Genomic DNA, 19,660 nt, shown 5'->3' with positions numbered 1-19,660 from the left:
CCTGTAATAACAATGTTTTTTTAATTAAAAATTTCACCAATGTCATCGCCCGTTGTTTTAATAATTTAACCTGAAACAGAAAATCTTTTTTTGTCCTGAAGTCTCAATGCAGTTAACTCACCACCCCATAGGCACCCGGTATCTATTGCATGAATTCTGGGATTTGGACATAAACCCATGAGAGCAGCCCAATGACCAAAAACAATATCTGCCGCTATATCTTTACGGCCAGGAACCTCATACCAGGGATGAACATGTGCTGGCGCTTTGGAAATAGTGCCCTTGTAATTCAATTCCAATCGCCCCTGGTCATCACAAAATCGCATTCGGGTAAAATAATTGGTAATTACCCTTAATCGATCCATACCCTTTAAATCTTCTGACCATAGGTCCGGTTTATTACCGTACATATTGGCCAGAAAGTCTTTATAATTATCACCTGAAAGTACATCTTCCAATTCTTTTGCCAGAGATATGGCTTTAGGTAAATCCCATAAAGGCGAGATACCGGCATGACACATGACGACATTGAGTTCAGGTGAATAACAAACCAACGACTGCTTTCTCAGCCAATGCCCAAGCTCCTCTCCATCAGAAGCATTCACGACATCCTGAATGGTATCATCATGACCTTTCCAGGGACGTCCACCAAATAAGGAACCTAATAAATGTAAATCATGATTCCCCAATGTAATTTTAGGTGCGATTGGCAGAGTACTGATAAACCGCAATACCGCTAAAGACTCCGGACCACGATTGACCAAATCACCCACAAACCATAAACGATCAACCCGTTCATTAAATTTAATTAATTCAAGCAATCTTTGTAAGGGTTCATAGCATCCTTGCACATCCCCAATGGCATAATCAGACACCGCGCCTTACTCCCGGGACTAAGGTTGATACATCATTTTCAACAGTCTGCCATTGTCCTGATGGCGGTAATTTTTGCAACGGAGTTACCACGATTGCATTCTGTTGTTGGGTAAACTGACTGGTAAATTGCGCTTTGTGAATTAACTCCGTAGCAGACATGGACTCAATCTTACCGGTGTTCAATTGATGAACTTCTACAGTAGGAGGGAGGGCTACAGCAAATTCGGAAAAGACCACCCCGGTTTGCATATGTTGTGTGTGTGCCTGTTCAAAACGCCCAATAACACTTCCTGCGATTCCACGACTGTGTAATCCTAAAGATAAAAACCCGTTTTGAACGGCTTGCCAATTTTTATACTCGGGATGTTCTCTCACAAACAACTGAAACATTTCCTGTGACATTAACATACCACCAGGCACCATGAATAATGGTGCCTTATTAATCATAATTCTGCCTTCATCCAATGATTTGGTAAGCCATTGAATAAATTCGACTCCCATTGCCTGTTCTTTTTCTGCAATAGTCGCCGGTACTCCACCAGTAAACGTTCCAGCTCGCCCATAACGTCCACCGCGGTTAACACCGACTTTGACCATAAATTCGCTAATGTATCGCTGTATGGCTATGGCATCTGCGCGTATTAAAATAGCTCCCAGGGTACCTGCCGAACGGGTATCCTCATTCAGTAAGGCCAACCAGACTGCCAGAACCTGAGGATCAGAGGCTATCCAGTTAAAACCACTCACTGGCATTAAAGTTCTTGCCAACAATAAATTCAAGCGACGCCGAAAATCCTGGTCGGATTCTTTCAGGAACTCATAATCATAATAGGTTCCCGTATTAACCAAGCTCTCTAACAATGGATTCCATTGCTTTAATAATTGACCATTGGCATCATATAAATTAATCCGGAAATCAACAAATAATTTACCTATTCCTTGCAAAACAGCCGCAGAATAAAGTGCATACTGCCAGAGTCTCTGCTCTTCAGATAAGATCCCGGGCTTATCCAAAACCATAAATTCCTTAAATAAACTCAATGCCGCTTCTGTTCGATTCAGGGCATGATCCACCAGACCCCCGGGCTGAGAATAATAACTGTTTGTCGTTTCAGGAAGATATTGGCAATAATTGACCAGGTTCTCAATAAGAACCTCACATAAACTCTCATATCGAGACTCTTCAAGGCCACTCAATTCCCTCATTCTTTGTAACAATACCTGCCGTTTATTGTCGAGCAAAAATTGAGTAGCGGTCACATTACGCGTTAAATCTTTAATGGATTTGGATTGCGCAGACAAAGGACTTTTTCGTTGACGATGAAACAAAACAACCTCCACAATGCTATATTGTTTATTTTACACTATTTGGAAATAAATTTCGCTAGTTGGACATATTCAGCGACAGAAATTTGTTCAGGTCTTCTACCGCCATCGATGCCTAGTGCACTTAATTCAGCTACAGAAATGATCCCTTTCAGATTATTAGTGAGTGTTTTGCGACGCATTGCAAAGGAACTGGCAACAATTCGCTCTAATTGTTCTACAGCAACTGGCTCAAAAGGAGAAACGCGATAGGGAATAAGCCTTACTACGGCCGAATCTACTTTGGGTTGGGGATCAAACGCTTCTGGCGGTACATCAAATAAATGTTCCACCTCGCAATGATATTGCAACATGACACTCAGACGTCCATAAGCTTTAGTTCCTGGTCCAGCCGCCATTCGATCGACAACTTCTTTTTGCAACATGAAATACATGTCCTCTATATAAGAGGTATAACGTAATAAATGAATCAGTAATGGCGTGGAAATATTATAAGGTAAATTTCCTACTACCCTTAAATCTGAACCGAACAGACTGTAATCTATCGTTAAGGCATCAGCAGAAATCAAATTTAATTTACCCTGAGCAATAGGAAGATTTGCCAGATAGTGTTGTAAATCCGTATCAATTTCTACCGCTGTCAGATGGTTCAACTGGCGCAACAAAGGCTGAGTTAATGCCCCAAGTCCTGGTCCAATTTCTAATATATTATCATCAGATTGAGGATTAATAGCGCGCAATAGATCATCAATAATATGCTTGTTTTGCAAAAAATTCTGACCAAAACGCTTACGTGGGCTATGCCTCACTTTTATCACCTAAACAATTAAAAGGAAATTATAACGTGCTTAAGGAACTATTACTAATATCTGTCGGGTTATAAATACTATTATTCCCACTAATTGCCCTTGCATCACGCAAACCTAGAGCTCACCGACTATTTAATGATGAATGTGCATACCTACTTCTCTCAAAAAAGAAGCGCCATTGACAAAAACAAGCCATCAAGATTAAAATTAGCCCTTTTTTTAAGGATGCCATAATGAGATTTTTCTGTACAAACCAATTTGTAACTTACCCAGATGAAGCAGATAAGCTGCGAGAGCAAATTTTAGAGGAAGCAATTAAAGGCCCTCAAAAAAGGCCTATGGCTTATTTTGAACATTATTTTTCTAATAAAGGCCAAGTGGAGCACCCATTGTTGGGTAATTTATATGACTTCGCTGCGATTATTGAAACTTTATTTGGTACCGATAAAGGGCACAATTTGGTTTCAGGGATGCTTCGATTTAACCTGGATCAAATTGAACCTGAACCAGATACTCATACCGCCTCCTCATCGACTGCCGACAAAGCTTTTCGATAGATCCATTGCCTGATCCCATTCATGCAAAACCTGCATCAACTCATCGACACGCAATTTGATGAGGGTCTGTTGACAATTGCTCTATAACCCCTAAGTGGCACGACTTGTCCCTGAACGATCCTCATTTTTTATATAACACTCTGTGCTGCCCTCCGTCACCCTCCATCCCGCATCCTCATCTCCCTCCGTCCCGCATCCTCGTCACCCTCCGTCCCGCTTCCTCGTCACCCTCCGTCCCGCTTCCTCGTCACCCTCCGCGAAGGCGGAGGGTCCATTCATGATCATTGTGTTTGTGATTCACAAAACTCCATTATTCGTGTGTAGCCAGACTCTTTTAATGGGATTTAATAGATTACTAAAAAATATCGTTTCCCTTTTTATTAGTTGCAATGTACTGATATGAATATTATTTAAGATTTTTCTGTATCGGACTTTCCATGCATGGACCCTCCGCCTTCGCGGAGGGTGACGAGGAAGCGGGACGGAGGGTGACGAGGAAGCGGGACGGAGGGGGACCGGGAAACGGGGAAACGGGGAAACGGGGAAACGAGAAAACGAGAAAACGAGGAAACGGGGAAACGAGAAAACGAGGAAACGGGAAACGAGAAAACGAGGAAACGAGAAAACGAGGAAACGGGTAACAGCGGGTAACAGCGGGTAACAGCGGGTAACAGCGGAGGGTGATATATAAAAAATGAATTATAAACAGACTTTAAGAAACTCATAGAGTACATTTCATGAAAACGTTTCTTAAATTGAGTGTGGCCTACAACGTGACTCATTGAATTTCATATTCTGCAAAATTTATCTGGCCTAGGCTACGGATAATGATGTAATATCGGCCAAAATGAACAAGGCTGATGTTATCAACCTTTTATTCTTACTCATTTTAGGAAATTGTATCATGGCATATAGAAAAATGCTTAAATCCAAAATTCACCGTGCTTATGTAACTCAAGCCGATTTAGAATACGAAGGCAGTATCACCATTTCTCCAGAATTACTAAAAGCAGCGAACATTCTGCCTTATGAAGCAGTAAATGTCTGGAATATCACTGCAGGAACCCGTTTTGAAACCTATGCCATTACCGGGGAAAAAGGTTCAACCGATATTTGTGTTAATGGTGCAGCGGCTCATTTGGTGACCCCTGGAGACTTGGTCATTATTGCCTCTTTCACCCAAGTGTTGGAGGAAGATTGTGCCGCTCTGGTACCTACAGTAGTATTTGTGGATCAGTTTAATCGCTTAAAAGAAATTAGACCCGAAGTAGTTGGAGTTAAAAACAGAAGCTCTTGCGCTATTATATAATCTGCTGTTCGTCCTGCTGCCTGATTCATGCCTGAACGTTCCTCCCTTTTTAAAAAGGCGCATTGTTTTATCTTAATTTGCGCTTTAAATAAGCGTGTCATCCTCGCGAAGGCGGGGATCCATTAAGCAAACACAATCAGGTGCAAATTTGATACATGGATTCCCGCCTTCGCGGGAATGACGTATTTTTTTGCTCGCATTACGTCACTATTAACCAGAACAGTACTTAAATGCCAGGATTCCTCAGCGCGAAATCGTTGATTCATCCTAAAAATTTGTACAATGACACTTTTTGCACGCTTCCTTCACATGAATAACCTCAGAAACTCTCAAGATTAATCCTGGCAATAGGAAGATACTGATTTATAGTTTATTCTATTATCTATTTTATCCGGGTCAACAAAATCCATGTTAATTCATCTGATTGAATTAAGACGACGCGCGCTTTATACCTTAATCTGGTTCGGTGTTCTATTCTTTTTATTTTTTTTCATGGCAGCCGATCTGTTTCACTTTTTAGTCACACCATTACTCAAATCCCTGCCTAATCAGGAAGGGCTAATCGCAACACAGATTACCTCTTCTGTTTTTACACCACTTAAACTCGCTGCTGATACTGCGATGTTACTAAGCGCTCCTTTTGCTCTATACCACATTTGGCGCTTTATCAGTCCCGGACTCTATAAAAATGAAAAAGATCAATTAGGTGGCGCAATCGTTATCAGTATGGTGCTGTTCGCACTCGGGGTACTATTCTGTTTTTTCCTGATTCTACCATTCATGTTTCAATTTTTTGCTCATGCCCTTCCTGAAGGGGTACGGTTGATGCCGGATATGGCTTATACCCTGGATTTTATTACCCGAATGTTGCTTTTATTTGGTTTTAGCTTCCAAGTACCATTAATCTGCCTGGTACTTGTCCGTTTGAATCTAATCGATGTAATGACACTTAAAAAAATCAGACCTTACGTTATAGTCGGCGCCTTCATTGTGGGAATGCTGCTTACCCCACCCGATGTGTTGTCGCAATTAATGCTGGCCTTACCCTTATGTGTTTTATATGAGCTCGGCATCATTCTGGCTATTATGCTTGTTTAAGCTCATTTAGGACGTACAAAAACTCCAAAGTGAACAATGAGATTTGGAATTTGTTGTACGACCTGTAATTCAACTCAAGCTATTGAACAATCTACCGATATATTCATCACAACGCTCAAAAAAGGTGCCGATGATGGATAAAATTGCTAAATTTAACATTGGGGATTTGGTAATTCATAAACGCATTCGATACAGAGCTATTGTGGTGGATGTGGATCCTATATTCCAAGCTTCAGGAACTTACAATCCACAGGCAAGCCAACGTGAATTTGCCACACGTAATCCATGGTACCGTTTATTGGTTGATGACAGCAGTCAGGTAACCTATGTTGAAGAGTGCATGTTAATTGCAGATCCCAGCCACCTGCCCATCAATAATCCCAACATTCATCATTATTTAAGAGAACAGGAAGGGAGTTATCGTATTACCAATGCCAAACATTAAGTTCTAATGAATAATCTCCAAATGCAGGCATCGTGCCTGCTTGAGGAGATCACACGTTGATCGAGATGACGTTGCTCGGACTTACTGGAAAACGACTTATGTATTCCTCAACATCAGAACCAACAATGCGATAAAACCGATTAAAACCAGAGCTAAAACACCCATCGTTAATGCGCTTTTACTTAAATTTTCTTTGCTGAATTGATCAGGACTTCCCTTAATAACTCGATACAATACAAATACGATCAATACTGCACCAATCACCCCTAAAATTTGATATAAAGTCTCCATCAGTCCTCTCCTTTTACTTTATCCGGATTATCTTTAAATTGCTTTACCTGGATTCAAAAGCAAAGGCATCTGAAAACAGGTGAGCAGGCGATACACCATAGCTTACTAAAACATCTCGTGTACTGTAGACCATGTCAAAAGGACCGCTCAGTACTATTTGCCAATCATTCAGATCATTTGCATGGCGGGTCAGCGCACAGGAAGCAAGCGTCTCGTTGCTTTCATCAGATAATAATGAAAAATACTTGAATCGACTGGCATGATTTTGCCAATGAGTGACCTTCTCATCCATATACAAATCGCTTCGTGATCGAGCCCCCCAAATTAACTCAAAGAATCGAGCATCTGTAGTCGCTAATAGTTGTTCAATCATTGCTTTAACCGGTGCAAAACCTGTACCGCCGGCTATAAATAAAATGGGTCTATCACTATCTAAATCATTTATGCTGCAGTTACCATAAGGCAGGCGGATAGTGACCTCTCCATGCTCTTTTATATGGGAGAACAGTCGTTGATTGTAAGGATTTTCCAAACTATGACGAATATGTAATTCATATTTATGTGAACCTAAAGGGGCATTAGCAATGGAATAACTCAACTCCTCATCACTAAAAAGAATCTGCAGGTATTGGCCGGCCTGATATGAAACATATTCAGCAGGGTTCAAAACCAACTGCATGATGCTGTCTGTCAATGGAGAAATGGTTTCAACCTGAGCCTGAACTATTTTTTCATTCATTAATCTAATCCCAGTGAAGACCAATATCCATTCACCTTTTTTAAAATTTCCTCATCCATTTGTATTGGCCTTCCCCATTCTCTTTGTGTTTCTCCAGCCCATTTACTGGTTGCATCCATTCCCATTTTTGATCCCAAACCAGAAACAGGGGAAGCAAAGTCCAGATAATCTATAGGCGTATTCTCAATCATTACTGTATCACGAGCCGGATCCATTCGTGTAGTAATGGCCCAAATCACATCCTGCCAATTTCTGGCATCCACATCATCATCACATACAATGACAAACTTGGTGTACATGAATTGCCGTAAAAAAGACCAGACAGCCATCATAACCCTCTTGGCATGGCCGGGGTATTCTTTTTTAATTGTGACAACTGCTAAACGATAAGAACAGCCTTCGGGCGGTAAATAAAAATCGACTATTTCAGGGAACTGTTTTTGTAATAACGGAATAAACAATTCATTTAACGCAACACCTAATATTGCGGGTTCATCGGGTGGTCTGCCAGTATAAGTACTCAGATAAATAGGTTTATCTCGATGAGTAATCCGCTCTACGGTAAAAACCGGGAAAGATTGTACTTCATTAAAATAACCCGTGTGATCTCCATAGGGTCCTTCTGGCGCTTCTACACCGGGTTCAATATAACCTTCCAAGATTATTTCCGCGCTGGCAGGAACATGGAGTTCATTACCAATACACCGTGTCAATCGAGTGCGCTGACCTCGCAACAAACCCGCAAAAGCATATTCAGAAAGAGAATCTGGAACAGGTGTTACAGCCGCCAGAATAGTCGCAGGATCAGCCCCCAGAGTCACGGCAACTGGAAAACGCTCTCCTGGATTGGATTTCTGCCAGGCCTGATAGTCCAATGCGCCTCCTCGATGAGAAAGCCAGCGCATGATTAATTTATTTTTACTCAACAATTGTTGACGATATATTCCCATATTTTCACGGGTTTGATTCGGACCTTTTGTAGTGACCATTCCCCAGGTAATTAAAGGCGCAACATCACCAGACCAGCAGGTTTGTATGGGCAGCATGGTTAAATCCACTTCATCCTTTTCCCACACATGAGTCTGACATTCAGCACCGCTCACATATTTGGGAGCCAAAGTCATGGCAGGTTTTAACAAAGCCAACTTACTGAACAGATCTTTAATTCCTTTGGGAGGCTCCGGTTCTTTTAACGCCGCTAATAATTTACCAACATCCCTTAATGCGGTGATCGATTCCTCACCCATGCCCATTGCAACACGGTCGACCGTACCAAACAGGTTGGTCAAAACCGGCATTCGATGATCAGGAGTATTAGTAAAGAGCAGAGCAGGACCACCAGAACGCAGCACTCTATCACTGATGGCAGTCATTTCAAGATAAGGCGATACCGGATACTCAATTCGCTTTAATAGGTCACGTGATTCGAGTTGTGCGATAAAGTCTCTTAGATCAGAGTAGTTCATTAGTGATTTAACTCAAAAGGATTACACTATTTTGTTCCTATACACTACTGCGTAATGTATACACTAGGTAGGAACCCGGCGCGTATGGCAGTGAACTTATCACCAACGCCGAGTTCTTGCGTGCACTGACAGTACTATTAATTACTCTTGTCTCTTCATTGCATCAAAAAACTCAGCATTCGTTTTATGATTTTTCATACGCTCCAACAGGAATTCAATGGCATCACACTCATCCATAGACTGCAGGATTTTACGTAATATCCAGGTGCGCTGTAAGTCTTCTGGACTTAACAACAAATCTTCACGACGCGTTCCAGAACGGTTAATGTTAATTGCTGGGAATACACGACGCTCAGCAATATTACGGCTCAAATGGATCTCCATATTACCGGTACCCTTGAACTCCTCATAAATCACTTCGTCCATTTTTGAACCGGTATCTACCAATGCCGTAGCAATAATGGTCAAACTACCACCTTCTTCAATATTTCGTGCAGCGCCATATAAACGTTTGGGACGTTGTAATGCATTCGCATCAACACCACCAGTTAATACCTTGCCTGATGAAGGAACAACAGTATTATAAGCTCGTGCCAGACGAGTAATGGAGTCAAGAAGAATAACGACATCTCGTTTATGTTCAACCAACCGTTTCGCTTTTTCAATAACCATTTCGGCCACTTGAACGTGTCGGTTTGCCGGCTCATCAAAGGTACTGGCAACCACTTCACCCTTCACAGAGCGTTGCATTTCGGTAACTTCTTCAGGACGCTCATCGATAAGCAATACAATGAGGTAACATTCCGGATAATTCTTTTCTATAGAACGAGCAATATTTTGCAGCATCAGTGTCTTACCCGCTTTTGGCGGAGAAACAATCAGACCTCGCTGACCACGACCAAACGGTGCGCACAGATCAACAACTCTGGCTGTTAAATCTTCGGTACTGCCATTACCTTGTTCCATCACCAATCGTTTCGTTGCAAATAAAGGAGTTAAGTTTTCAAATAATATTTTACGTTTTGCACTGTCTGGAGTGTCGTAATTAATCTGATCAACTTTTAATAAAGCGAAATAACGCTCACTGTCTTTAGGTGGACGAATTTTACCAGAAATGGTATCACCAGACCGAAGACCAAAACGTCTGATTTGACTCGGTGAGACATAAATGTCATCTGGCCCGGCTAAATAAGAGCCATCCGCGGATCGCAAGAAACCAAAACCATCAGTCAAAACTTCTAGAACACCATCACCATGGATGTCTTCGCCTTTTAAAGCATGGGCCTTAAGAATAGCAAAAATAATGTCTTGTTTGCGCAAACGGGAGGTGTTTTCAACCCCCATCTCCTGGGCGATATTAACGAGGTCAGCAATAGCTAATTGCTTAAGTTCACTAAGATTCATACTTCTCACTTGATTTATTGTTTAAACGAATTGAATATCCGAGAAAATTTTTGTTAGGGAATAGCAGCTAAGGATTCGACTGCCTATGCAGCATACTTGCTTTATAGTATGTCACATATTGCTAACAGGCTATCACAGCTTTCAAACAAGATCCAACTTTTTTATACTAAAATTAAAAGAAAATCTTTGTAATGCAAACCAGGAATTTAATCAATACTCTATATGAGTGATAGTTGTGCATTGCTTCCGCTCAGTCTCAACCATCACTCAAATAAAATTAGATGTGACTTTCAACAAATGCACTTAATTGGGATTTAGATAACAAACCCATTTTAACGGCTACAACCTGACCGTTTTTGAATAAAATCAAAGTAGGAATACTCATAACACCAAATTTTGAAGGCGCTTGAGGATTTTCATCGATATTAATTTTTACAAAGTTAACATCGTTACTGTGGGTTGCAGCTACTTCTTCTAGAATAGGTGTCAGAGCTCGACATGGACCACACCATTCCGCCCAAAAATCAACCAAAACCGGTTTACTGGAATTAATTACATCCTGATCGAAACTTGCGTCTGTCACAGCTTTAATATTATCACTCATGAGTATTCCTCAACTATTTATAATTCAAACTATAATTATAGATCACCGCCAACCGCTTGCAACACACTTAATGCGGTAATGGCCGCTGTTTCTGTACGTAAAATTCTTGGCCCCAAAGATAAGGGTAAATAATCCGATTTACAAGCCAATTTAATTTCTTCATCAGTCAATCCACCCTCAGGTCCGATGATCAGTGTAATATCTGATTGGTTTATTACGTAATCCCGCCATGTTTTATTACCTTCCGGATGTAAAATAAATTTAAATGAGGGGTGCACAAAACCCAAATAGTCTTCTAATGGAACAGGGGGATGTACAGTTGGAATCACATTGCGACCGGACTGTTCACATGCAGCAATGACTATACTTTGCCACTGATGCAGTTTTTTCGCCATTCTCTCTTTATCAAGCTTTACCGCACATCGTTCCGTGATTAAAGGAGTTATTGATGCCACCCCTAATTCAACAGATTTTTGCATCACCAGCTCCATACGATCACCCTTAGAGATGGCCTGGGCCAGATGGATTCTTAATGGTGATTCACGATTTTTTTCATTAATCGACGTAATCAAAACCTTAACCTGTTTTTTTTTAACGTGCTCAATGACCGCTGAAAATTCACGATTGTCCCCACAAAACAGCGTCAACGGGTCACCTGCTTGCATGCGCAAGACCACAGCCACATGTTGGCCCGCTTCGGGTGATAACTCCACCAGTTGTCCAATTTGATAATCACCAGGTTGGTATATACGAATTTCTCTCACGGTTTATTCACCAAAAATCATGAGCGGACACTATAACAAAAATTACTTAATAACGTCTGCTATGCTAGAATTATTATTTTATTTCGCACGCAATTATCTTATCCAAGGAATAAACTATGATGAACAAAACGCGTATTGAATCAGACAGTATGGGTGAAATTGAAGTACCCGCCGATAAATACTGGGGCGCCCAGACTGAACGTTCCTTACATCATTTCAACATTGGCAAAGACATTATGCCTCGTGAAGTAACCCATGCTTTTGGTATCTTAAAAAAAGCAGCGGCGCTGACTAATCAGGACTTAGGTAAATTACCGAAGGACAAAGCGGATTTAATTGTTAAAGCAGCTGATGAAGTAAGTCAAGGGATGCTGGACGATCATTTTCCTTTGCATGTCTGGCAAACAGGAAGCGGCACTCAATCCAATATGAATGCCAATGAAGTCATATCCAACCGGGCCATTGAACTGGCAGGTGGAATAATGGGCAGTAAAACCCCCATACATCCCAATGATCATGTGAATATGTCTCAATCCTCAAATGATACCTTCCCGACCGCCATGCATATTGCCGCAGCTATTGCGATAAATAAAAAATTACTGCCTGCAGTTCGAAACTTAAGGGATGCATTCGCTGTTAAAATGGCGGCCTTTAAGGATATAGTAAAAATCGGCAGAACTCATTTACAAGATGCAGTTCCGATTACTCTAGGTCAGGAGTTTTCTGGCTATGTTGCCCAGCTGGATGCCTGCATCCACAGAATAGAAGAAGTTTTACCCGAACTCTATGAATTGGCGGCAGGGGGCACAGCAGTTGGAACAGGTTTAAACACTCATCCTCAATTCGCGGTCAAAGTTGCGGCACACATCGCCAGCATCACCCAGTTACCGTTCGTGACAGCACCTAATAAATTTGCTGCCTTAGCCTCACACGAGCCGTTGGTGTTTGCACACAGTGCCATGAAAACTCTGGCCTGCGCTTTAATGAAAATTGCCAATGACATTCGTTGGCTGGCTTCAGGACCTCGCTGTGGCATTGGAGAAATAACCATTCCGGAAAATGAACCCGGTTCATCCATCATGCCTGGAAAAGTAAATCCAACGCAATGTGAAGCAATGACCATGATATGTGCTCAGGTTTTAGGAAATGATACTGCCGTAGGAATTGCAGACAGTCAGGGCAATTTCGAGCTGAACGTATTCAAGCCCGTCATCATATTTAATGTGTTGCATTCATTAAACCTGTTGGCCGATACCTGTCATTCATTTCAGGAATTTTGCGCAGAAGGAATAGAAGCCAATCAACCCGTAATCGACTATTATTTACATCATTCCTTGATGCTGGTAACAGCTCTGAATCAACATATAGGTTATGATAAAGCAGCCAAAATAGCTAAAACAGCTCATCATGATAACTCATCCTTACAAGAAGCTGCTGTGAAACTGGGTTATTTGACTGCCGAACAGTTCGCCGAATATGTAAAACCAGAAGAAATGATCGCACCGCAATAGGTTCTTCCCTCTTTCATCGCATAATTAATCCTGGCTGTTATCAGCCGGGATTAAATACTTATCTCCAATTAAACCCGCCATATTCCTTATAAGCACAAGAGATTTCGTAAAAAAAATCAAAGAATCTATTTAACTCTATTCAACATCTGGATTTACGTCAGAAAGACCTGAATCTGGAGACATTGATTCAACTGGAGCAGGTGTAGGCGTTGGACTGCTCGATGTTTCCGGAGAGCTGATCAGTACAGGATTTTTAGCAATACCGGATTCAATATTCACTTGATTGGCAGTATTTAGTTTTTGTACTTTTAAGTTAGCAGATTCGGTTTGGGTTGCTACTGGTTTATTAGCACAACTTGATAAACCAAAGACCAACACCGTGACCAGGCCATAACTCCACTTAAATGATTTATAATTAATCATCTTAACTACTCCCTGTGTATGAGTAATCAATACAAGCCCAATAAAGCCAACACTTGCGACTAGAATTTGAATTGATTAACTAAATAAAGAACAGTTCTCATGATAAATACTAGTTCATAATTCAAATATTTCCAGTGAGCGATTGGATTAAGATATTCCCTCTTATCTTATTGAAAATAAGAGGGAATCTGATGAAAATGACTTAATTACTGAATGACAGGCAATTGTGGTGCGGCAGTTTGTTTAGGGCCTGGAGTGGCTTTTTGGGTAGGCTCTTTAGATGCATAAGTTTTTTGTTTGGCTTGTGGCGCACCTGTAGCAGATTGATTGCTGGGGGTTGAGTTTGCAGTTGAATAAGTTGACTCTTGAGCGCTTTGTCCATCCATATAGCAACCTGACAAACCTAAAATTAAAGCAACAGCACATCCCCACTTCAAAAATTTTATATTGTTCATAATTAGCTTCCTGCATAAGTTAATAAATTGAAACTGAAATAATTTGTACTTCCGCAATTAATATAGTTTAAAAATCAATAATTAACCACACTAAGCAACAACTTTCTTACCGCAGCACTTTAATCATTTAATCCGCACGATAAGTCTCTTTAATAAAGTAAGACAACATAATAGAAACAATGGCACAAAACGGTAATACCCATAAAAAGGTATAAAAATGAGGCGATTCTTTGGTTATAAAGAAATACGGAACAAATAATAATAGTGTATTAAATAAAAATACTGAGGAATTAGTAATACTGATGGCAATACCACGAGTACTGTTCGAAGACATTTCGCTCACCATGGTATAAATCAACATGGATCCTGAAAGCATAAAACCGGTAAAAAAGGATACCGCTTCAATTATATAATAATTATTAATCCTATAATGAGGTAGATATACCGCCATCAGCAAACCCATAGTACCCATTACCAAAGTAAGATGCAGAACCAGTTTTCTTGATTTAATACGATTGGAGATCCAACCCAGCAAAGGAGTACCCACCCCAACTCCAAAAAAGACCATTCCACCAATTAAAACTGCTGTACTGCTGTTTACTGAATAATATTCCTGAATAGGCAAATACCAAAGACCACCATATGCCAACAAAATGCCAAAAGAGGTTGCAGCAGAAAAAGCACATAACCAGATTTGTCCATTTTTACAGACGATAGTTAATGAACCTTTTAAAGAAATCTTGCTCGCGAATTGAAAATCCTCCGGAGTTTTTACCCAAAACAGTGCCAAAGCAAACAAACAATATCCATAAATTGAAAAATATTGATAAATTTGATTCCAGGAGTACGTCTGTAATTTAATCATTAAAAAATAATGAATCAGGCCACTGGCAATAAAGGCCAAGGTTTCAATCAGACCGGTTAAAATAGGAAACATATTGCGGGGAAACCACTGAGCCACAAGAATACTCGCGGCGATGAAATCAAAAGATGCCCCCATGCCTTGAATAAGATTAGCCAGACAATAAGTATAGATATTAGTAGAAAATGAAATGGCTACGTTTCCTGAAGCAACCAAAAATAAAGCACTGCTCACTATAAATCGAGCATTATAGCGATCAAGAAGATAACCCGCTGGAATTTGCATGCAGGCAAATCCAAGAATAAACGATCCGGCAGCAAACGAAACGCCCATATCTGAGAGATGCAGTGCTGACTTGATCGACTCCGAAAATACGGCACCCGCCGTATTAAGGCAAAAGGCATAGATAACAAATAATGTAGAAATAAACCAAACAATCAATCCCTGTATCGTCTTAGACATTGAATGGCCTTAAATTATATTAACTTGAAATTACAGATATACTCAGGTGTGTTAACAATTCATCAATTTATTTACAACGCCCCGCGAACTAGTCGGGGAACCTCGAAATAGGATTTGTTAACACAACCAATCTATAGATTGATTATGAAATGATTATAGTACTGAATTGATAATTTCTTTGAACTCATTATTGTTAGCGAGATCTATTAAACTAATTATTTATAATTTCCATCTGCGGTGCACCCACCACCATTGTTCAGGATGAGCCAATATCATTTGTTCCAGGATTTGATTGTAAATCACTGTATTATTATATATGGCCTGAGCGTTGTCTGGATGTTCCTGCCATTCAAGCGCAGGGAAAAACTCAATGACATGTTTCCCTTTTCCTACTCGATAGCAGGATAAAGGCACTACAGGACTGTCGTATTTAGATGCAAAAACAGCCAGGCTGCGATAAGTCCCTGCTTTGACATTAAAAAAATCAACCGCTAAACCAGAATTTTTTTCTATACTGGTATGCTGATCGAATAAATAGAGTACGATCTCCTTATTTTTAAGTGCGCGACTGACCATTTTTGGGGCGTTAATGCTACTGATCAATTTAATGTTCCATCTTTGGAAGCGTTGAAATATCAAATGCTCTAACCATTTCTTACGAATAGGGCGTCTAATAATATGTATTTTATCAATCAATGTATCTAAATGATGAATACCTGAGGGCACAGCCAACTCCCAGCTGCCCAGATGACCGGATAATATTAACACCCCTTTATTCTGGTTCACTGCCTTTAAGAAATGCTCCATGCCACGAACTTCCACTCTACGTTTCATACTGTCCGTACTCAGCCATCCCACAAGCAGGATATCCTTAAGGACTATAGCCAGATGAGAATAGAACGCTTTAAGCAATCTGGTCTTTTCAAATGAAGTAGCTTTATCTTTAAAAACCCGATCTATGTTGTTGATAATGATGTTTTTTCTCAAAGGGAACACTCGATGCATTAATCGCCCCCAGATAGTAATACGAAGATTGGAAAAAGTGTTGTCAGTCATTACCATGCCTTAAAAATTACCAACGCTTATAAGACCAAAGCCATTGCTCAGGATGTTCTAGTACCATTTCTTCAAGCCGTTTATTGTAATTTTGAGTATTTTTCAGGAGCGCATCCTGCTTATCTACACTCGTATGTCTTTGAATTTCAGGATGAAATTGATTCACATGCTGTTTTTTATTAATACGGTAGTAGCTTGCTGATAATACGGGAGAATTATAACGCTCTGCCAGGTATGCCAGACTAGTATAAGTACTTGTATTTTGACCTAAAAAGTTCGTCAGTAGTTTATTATTGTCTTTATAAGATGGTCGTAGATCGAATGGAACAAATACGACCCCTCCCTTCTGTAATACTTTACACACTTCCCTAATGGCATTTTTTTTATTAATAAGCTTAAAACCAACCGCTTCATAACGACGTAAAAAAATACTATCCAAAAATGCAAACCGCAATGACTTTCTGATGCAATAAAATAGGTCTTTATTACCCTCAACTTTATCCAGAAAAAACAAAGGAGAAAATTCCCAACTTCCAAAGTGCCCGGTGAGTACAAGCACCCCTTTACCTTGGTTCATTGCGTTATATAAATGCTCCATACCTATTATTGTTATTCGCTGCTCCAAACGTTTTTTACTGACGAAAGCATATAAAATCAATTCCTTTATACTGGTCATCAGATGCGAATAATAAGCGATGACCAGGCGTTTTTTTTCTTGAGAACTAATTGAGTGTTCAAAAACTCGCTCTATATTTTTTTGGGCAATGCTCTTTTTGAATGGAATAAGTAAATAGACTATCCAGCCCATCAATGTCACGGGAAGTGTCTTCAAATCACGAGTTAATTTGACCATAGAATATTTTATCCTATTATGCATCCAGACTGGCCAGTTCATTGATTAAGTGAAAAAAATCTGGCTAGGAAGGCAGTCTACAAGCAGTGAATTCCAAAGTAAAATAGTACTTGGTCATTGACTTGCATTTGAGCTAACATCCCTCGCATTGAACCATTCAATAAATCCAGGATAAAAGTGAGTTTAAAGCGTCCTTTACGAATTGCAATAATAGCTGGAGAGCCATCAGGAGATCTGCTCGGAGCCGGTTTAATCCGGGAATTAAAAAAACATGACGTGCCATTAGTATTTGAGGGTATAGGGGGCACGCAAATGATTAAGGAAGGAATGCAATCCTTCGTCAATATGGAACGCTTGTCCGTTATGGGGATAGGAGATGTGCTCAAGCGTTATCCAGAGCTTTATAGAATAAGGCAACAACTACTCAATCAATGGATACTCAATCCACCTGATATTTTTATAGGTATCGATTATTCCAATTTCAATTTATGGCTTGCAAAAAACCTAAAGCCAAGAGGCGTAAAGACCGTACAATACGTCAGTCCTAAAGTTTGGGCGTGGCGGCAAAAGAGGGTCTATCACATTAAAAAAACGATTGACATGATTCTCACCCTTTTTCCTTTTGAAGAAGAGTTTTATCAACGTTTTGATGTACCCGCTCAATTTGTTGGCCATCCACTGGCTGATGAGATTGAGATGGAAATGGATACGAGGCATAAAAAAATTCAACTAGGCTTAAATTCCCAGGACAAACACATTGCCGTATTACCCGGCAGCAGGGCGGGTGAAATAAAATATATGGGGCCATTGTTTCTTGATGTCATGCAAGAAATCAGTTTACAAAACCAACAGGTTCAATTTATGGTGCCATTAGCCAATTCAAATTTACGCGATATATTTCAAAAGCAACTGGACAACACGGGTATAAAGGTTAATGTCCAGATAACCACTCAAAGTTCTCGAGAAGTAATGGCTGCAGCAGATGTGGTATTAGCAAAATCCGGCACAACAACTCTGGAGGCAATGCTGTTGAAGAAACCAATGGTTGTAGCATTTAAATGGGGGGCTCTTACCCATGCTCTTATTGCGCCTCAGCTTAAAATACCCTTTATTTCTCTGCCCAATTTATTAGCTAATCGCGAGCTGGTTCCTGAATATCTTCAAACAAAAGCACTTGCACACCCCATCGCCCAACAGGTTCTGCATTTACTCCAAACACCAGAACAGGATCAATTAATCCAGCAATTCAGAGAAATTCACAAAAAATTGCGCCAAAATGCCAGTGAAAAGGCAGCTTTAGCGGTTCTAAAGATTCTTGCCGTTGCCTCTGCCTGAATCTTTTTTAAATGAATAAACCTGCCTTAACCAATCCCGTGAGGGCATTGCAGGAAAACCACCCATTCTAGCCCCAGGTGCGACATCTTTAAATACCATGCTTCCTGCCAGAATTGTTGCTTTTTTGCCTATATTTAAATGACCAATTACACCAACCTGACCCGATAAGGTGACCCACTCACCTAACTCCGTACTACCCGCAATACCTACCTGAGCAACAATAATCGAACCTCGTCCCACTTTAACGTTATGTCCTATCTGGATCAGATTATCCAAACGACAACAATCACCAATAACGGTATTATCGAGTGATCCCCTGTCAATGCAGGTATTAGCTCCAATTTCAACATCATTACCTATAATCACCCCACCTCTATGAGGAATTTTATAATGTCCATCTGCATCACTTGCAAAGCCAAAACCATCTTGCCCAATGCGTGCACCAGGGTAAACGATGACTTGATTCCCCATAATGGTATTGCTTATGGAGACATTACTTTCGATTCGGCAATCATCTCCCAGGATAACACCTTCTCCGATGTATGAATTAACCCCAATTTTACAACGCGCGCCAATACGAACTCTATCGCCAATATAGGCACCATGTTCAATTTGGCAATCATTGCCAATTACGGCACTTGATGAAACATAGGCTGTTGGTGCAATAAAACGCTGAATTTGTTCAAAGGGATAAAATATCTGAGCAATCAAGGCATAAGCTTTGTAGGGATTTTTATGCAGCAATAAATGCATGTGTTCCGGAGCATGCTCTTTGTGTTCGGGAGCGAGTATACACGCCCCAGCTTGCGAGTGTTTTAAAGCCTTCACATATTTTTTTTGATGCAACATCGCCAAGCTAGTCGATTGAGCATCGGCAAGCGTTGTAATATCAGAAACCATAAATGAACCTTCGGATTCATTTAACAAAACAGATCCTGAAATCTCAGCCAGTTCGGATAGACTGAAGGGTCCACGAGGAATGGAGAATCGATGAGAAATCATAAAAATCCTTATC

General features: G+C 40.4%; 22 protein-coding genes. 6 read left to right on the top strand and 16 right to left on the bottom strand.

The genetic code is table 11. The annotated features are described in order from the left end of the window. Window positions 1-65 precede the first annotated feature (65 nt). The 3 genes from IZU94_RS17110 to rsmA are packed head-to-tail and all read right to left on the bottom strand — an operon-like array spanning window position 66 to window position 3,011. Window positions 66-875, bottom strand: a complete 810-nt coding sequence (locus tag IZU94_RS17110; protein ID WP_203113623.1) for a symmetrical bis(5'-nucleosyl)-tetraphosphatase — start codon at window positions 873-875, stop codon at window positions 66-68. Beyond that, window positions 868-2,205 (bottom strand): conjugal transfer nickase/helicase domain-containing protein, encoded by a 1,338-nt coding sequence (locus IZU94_RS17105; RefSeq protein ID WP_203113620.1) that lies wholly within the window; start codon window positions 2,203-2,205, stop codon window positions 868-870. The genes IZU94_RS17110 and IZU94_RS17105 overlap by 8 nt, the downstream gene beginning before the upstream one ends. A 35-nt stretch (window positions 2,206-2,240) precedes the next feature. After that, window positions 2,241-3,011: a 16S rRNA (adenine(1518)-N(6)/adenine(1519)-N(6))-dimethyltransferase RsmA gene (rsmA, locus tag IZU94_RS17100; protein ID WP_203113610.1), complete on the bottom strand. Its 771-nt coding sequence runs from the start codon at window positions 3,009-3,011 to the stop codon at window positions 2,241-2,243. A gap of 233 nt (window positions 3,012-3,244) precedes the next feature. Between rsmA and IZU94_RS17095 the strand changes: the two genes are divergently transcribed. Next, on the top strand, window positions 3,245-3,568 hold the full coding sequence (locus IZU94_RS17095; protein WP_203113607.1) for a hypothetical protein: 324 nt from the start codon (window positions 3,245-3,247) through the stop codon (window positions 3,566-3,568). Window positions 3,569-4,472: 904 nt separating this feature from the next. Continuing rightward, complete coding sequence (panD, locus tag IZU94_RS17090; protein WP_203113604.1) at window positions 4,473-4,877, top strand: aspartate 1-decarboxylase; 405 nt, start codon at window positions 4,473-4,475, stop codon at window positions 4,875-4,877. A gap of 122 nt (window positions 4,878-4,999) precedes the next feature. Here the strand turns inward: panD and IZU94_RS17085 are convergent, their stop codons facing one another. Then, on the bottom strand, window positions 5,000-5,143 hold the full coding sequence (locus IZU94_RS17085) for a hypothetical protein (RefSeq protein WP_203113594.1): 144 nt from the start codon (window positions 5,141-5,143) through the stop codon (window positions 5,000-5,002). A 142-nt stretch (window positions 5,144-5,285) separates the two neighbouring features. Between IZU94_RS17085 and tatC the strand changes: the two genes are divergently transcribed. Together tatC and hspQ are read left to right on the top strand one after the other, a co-directional pair. Continuing rightward, the gene (gene tatC / locus IZU94_RS17080) at window positions 5,286-5,975 is read left to right on the top strand and encodes a twin-arginine translocase subunit TatC (protein ID WP_203113591.1); all 690 of its coding nucleotides are present in this window, start codon (window positions 5,286-5,288) and stop codon (window positions 5,973-5,975) included. Between the two features lie 133 nt (window positions 5,976-6,108). Beyond that, window positions 6,109-6,420 carry a heat shock protein HspQ gene (gene hspQ, locus IZU94_RS17075; RefSeq protein ID WP_203113834.1) on the top strand — a complete coding sequence of 104 codons (312 nt, stop codon included), beginning with the start codon at window positions 6,109-6,111 and terminating at the stop codon, window positions 6,418-6,420. 96 nt (window positions 6,421-6,516) lie between these two features. Here hspQ and IZU94_RS17070 read toward each other — a convergent pair whose 3' ends face one another. The 6 genes from IZU94_RS17070 to IZU94_RS17045 all read right to left on the bottom strand — a co-directional run bounded on the left by IZU94_RS17070 (window position 6,517) and on the right by IZU94_RS17045 (window position 11,688). After that, complete coding sequence (locus IZU94_RS17070; RefSeq protein ID WP_203113588.1) at window positions 6,517-6,711, bottom strand: hypothetical protein; 195 nt, start codon at window positions 6,709-6,711, stop codon at window positions 6,517-6,519. A gap of 43 nt (window positions 6,712-6,754) precedes the next feature. Continuing rightward, window positions 6,755-7,450: an NAD(P)H-flavin reductase gene (locus IZU94_RS17065; RefSeq protein ID WP_203113585.1), complete on the bottom strand. Its 696-nt coding sequence runs from the start codon at window positions 7,448-7,450 to the stop codon at window positions 6,755-6,757. Further along, window positions 7,450-8,916 (bottom strand): 4-hydroxy-3-polyprenylbenzoate decarboxylase, encoded by a 1,467-nt coding sequence (ubiD, locus tag IZU94_RS17060; RefSeq protein ID WP_203113582.1) that lies wholly within the window; start codon window positions 8,914-8,916, stop codon window positions 7,450-7,452. The genes IZU94_RS17065 and ubiD overlap by 1 nt, the downstream gene beginning before the upstream one ends. Window positions 8,917-9,057: 141 nt before the next feature. Then, window positions 9,058-10,320, bottom strand: a complete 1,263-nt coding sequence (gene rho, locus IZU94_RS17055) for a transcription termination factor Rho (RefSeq protein ID WP_203113579.1) — start codon at window positions 10,318-10,320, stop codon at window positions 9,058-9,060. Window positions 10,321-10,597: 277 nt separating this feature from the next. Continuing rightward, window positions 10,598-10,924: a thioredoxin gene (trxA, locus tag IZU94_RS17050; protein ID WP_203113576.1), complete on the bottom strand. Its 327-nt coding sequence runs from the start codon at window positions 10,922-10,924 to the stop codon at window positions 10,598-10,600. 35 nt (window positions 10,925-10,959) lie between these two features. After that, window positions 10,960-11,688: a 16S rRNA (uracil(1498)-N(3))-methyltransferase gene (locus IZU94_RS17045; RefSeq protein ID WP_203113573.1), complete on the bottom strand. Its 729-nt coding sequence runs from the start codon at window positions 11,686-11,688 to the stop codon at window positions 10,960-10,962. Between the two features lie 119 nt (window positions 11,689-11,807). Here IZU94_RS17045 and fumC point away from each other — a divergent pair, with 119 nt between their 5' ends. After that, window positions 11,808-13,199, top strand: a complete 1,392-nt coding sequence (fumC, locus tag IZU94_RS17040; protein ID WP_203113833.1) for a class II fumarate hydratase — start codon at window positions 11,808-11,810, stop codon at window positions 13,197-13,199. Window positions 13,200-13,334: 135 nt separating this feature from the next. On the opposite strand, the gene IZU94_RS17035 is transcribed toward fumC, so the two are convergent. From IZU94_RS17035 to IZU94_RS17015, 5 genes are all read right to left on the bottom strand, one after another. Beyond that, window positions 13,335-13,622 carry a hypothetical protein gene (locus IZU94_RS17035; protein ID WP_203113570.1) on the bottom strand — a complete coding sequence of 96 codons (288 nt, stop codon included), beginning with the start codon at window positions 13,620-13,622 and terminating at the stop codon, window positions 13,335-13,337. A gap of 206 nt (window positions 13,623-13,828) precedes the next feature. Further along, a complete protein-coding gene (locus IZU94_RS17030; RefSeq protein WP_203113567.1) occupies window positions 13,829-14,077 on the bottom strand; it encodes a hypothetical protein in 249 nt (82 codons plus the stop codon). 127 nt (window positions 14,078-14,204) lie between these two features. Then, the gene (locus IZU94_RS17025) at window positions 14,205-15,401 is read right to left on the bottom strand and encodes an MFS transporter (protein WP_203113564.1); all 1,197 of its coding nucleotides are present in this window, start codon (window positions 15,399-15,401) and stop codon (window positions 14,205-14,207) included. Between the two features lie 219 nt (window positions 15,402-15,620). Next, window positions 15,621-16,457: a lysophospholipid acyltransferase family protein gene (locus tag IZU94_RS17020; protein WP_203113561.1), complete on the bottom strand. Its 837-nt coding sequence runs from the start codon at window positions 16,455-16,457 to the stop codon at window positions 15,621-15,623. A 16-nt stretch (window positions 16,458-16,473) separates the two neighbouring features. Beyond that, on the bottom strand, window positions 16,474-17,334 hold the full coding sequence (locus IZU94_RS17015) for a lysophospholipid acyltransferase family protein (protein ID WP_203113558.1): 861 nt from the start codon (window positions 17,332-17,334) through the stop codon (window positions 16,474-16,476). Between the two features lie 153 nt (window positions 17,335-17,487). Between IZU94_RS17015 and lpxB the strand changes: the two genes are divergently transcribed. Continuing rightward, window positions 17,488-18,645 (top strand): lipid-A-disaccharide synthase, encoded by a 1,158-nt coding sequence (gene lpxB, locus IZU94_RS17010; protein WP_203113554.1) that lies wholly within the window; start codon window positions 17,488-17,490, stop codon window positions 18,643-18,645. On the opposite strand, the gene lpxD is transcribed toward lpxB, so the two are convergent. Then, window positions 18,616-19,647 (bottom strand): UDP-3-O-(3-hydroxymyristoyl)glucosamine N-acyltransferase, encoded by a 1,032-nt coding sequence (gene lpxD / locus IZU94_RS17005; RefSeq protein WP_203113550.1) that lies wholly within the window; start codon window positions 19,645-19,647, stop codon window positions 18,616-18,618. The two genes, lpxB and lpxD, sit on opposite strands and share 30 nt — an antisense overlap. Window positions 19,648-19,660 lie beyond the last annotated feature (13 nt).

Origin of the sequence: Legionella bononiensis, from assembly GCF_016786215.1 — a bacterium.
In the GTDB taxonomy this organism is placed as follows: Bacteria; Pseudomonadota; Gammaproteobacteria; order Legionellales; family Legionellaceae; genus Legionella; species Legionella bononiensis.
Note: the sequence above shows the minus strand (reverse complement) of the source record. Positions and strands in the feature narration are given on the sequence as shown.

Excerpts from the sequence above, each read along its gene's own strand:
- IZU94_RS17095 (WP_203113607.1), top strand. The coding sequence starts at position 3,245 with ATGAGATTTTTCTGTACAAACCAATTTGTAACTTACCCAGATGAAGCA.
- panD (WP_203113604.1), top strand. The coding sequence starts at position 4,473 with ATGGCATATAGAAAAATGCTTAAATCCAAAATTCACCGTGCTTATGTA.
- IZU94_RS17085 (WP_203113594.1), bottom strand. The coding sequence starts at position 5,143 with ATGAATCAACGATTTCGCGCTGAGGAATCCTGGCATTTAAGTACTGTT.
- tatC (WP_203113591.1), top strand. The coding sequence starts at position 5,286 with ATGTTAATTCATCTGATTGAATTAAGACGACGCGCGCTTTATACCTTA.
- hspQ (WP_203113834.1), top strand. The coding sequence starts at position 6,109 with ATGGATAAAATTGCTAAATTTAACATTGGGGATTTGGTAATTCATAAA.
- IZU94_RS17070 (WP_203113588.1), bottom strand. The coding sequence starts at position 6,711 with ATGGAGACTTTATATCAAATTTTAGGGGTGATTGGTGCAGTATTGATC.
- IZU94_RS17065 (WP_203113585.1), bottom strand. The coding sequence starts at position 7,450 with ATGAATGAAAAAATAGTTCAGGCTCAGGTTGAAACCATTTCTCCATTG.
- ubiD (WP_203113582.1), bottom strand. The coding sequence starts at position 8,916 with ATGAACTACTCTGATCTAAGAGACTTTATCGCACAACTCGAATCACGT.
- rho (WP_203113579.1), bottom strand. The coding sequence starts at position 10,320 with ATGAATCTTAGTGAACTTAAGCAATTAGCTATTGCTGACCTCGTTAAT.
- trxA (WP_203113576.1), bottom strand. The coding sequence starts at position 10,924 with ATGAGTGATAATATTAAAGCTGTGACAGACGCAAGTTTCGATCAGGAT.
- fumC (WP_203113833.1), top strand. The coding sequence starts at position 11,808 with ATGAACAAAACGCGTATTGAATCAGACAGTATGGGTGAAATTGAAGTA.
- IZU94_RS17035 (WP_203113570.1), bottom strand. The coding sequence starts at position 13,622 with ATGATTAATTATAAATCATTTAAGTGGAGTTATGGCCTGGTCACGGTG.
- IZU94_RS17030 (WP_203113567.1), bottom strand. The coding sequence starts at position 14,077 with ATGAACAATATAAAATTTTTGAAGTGGGGATGTGCTGTTGCTTTAATT.
- IZU94_RS17025 (WP_203113564.1), bottom strand. The coding sequence starts at position 15,401 with ATGTCTAAGACGATACAGGGATTGATTGTTTGGTTTATTTCTACATTA.
- IZU94_RS17020 (WP_203113561.1), bottom strand. The coding sequence starts at position 16,457 with ATGACTGACAACACTTTTTCCAATCTTCGTATTACTATCTGGGGGCGA.
- IZU94_RS17015 (WP_203113558.1), bottom strand. The coding sequence starts at position 17,334 with ATGCATAATAGGATAAAATATTCTATGGTCAAATTAACTCGTGATTTG.
- lpxD (WP_203113550.1), bottom strand. The coding sequence starts at position 19,647 with ATGATTTCTCATCGATTCTCCATTCCTCGTGGACCCTTCAGTCTATCC.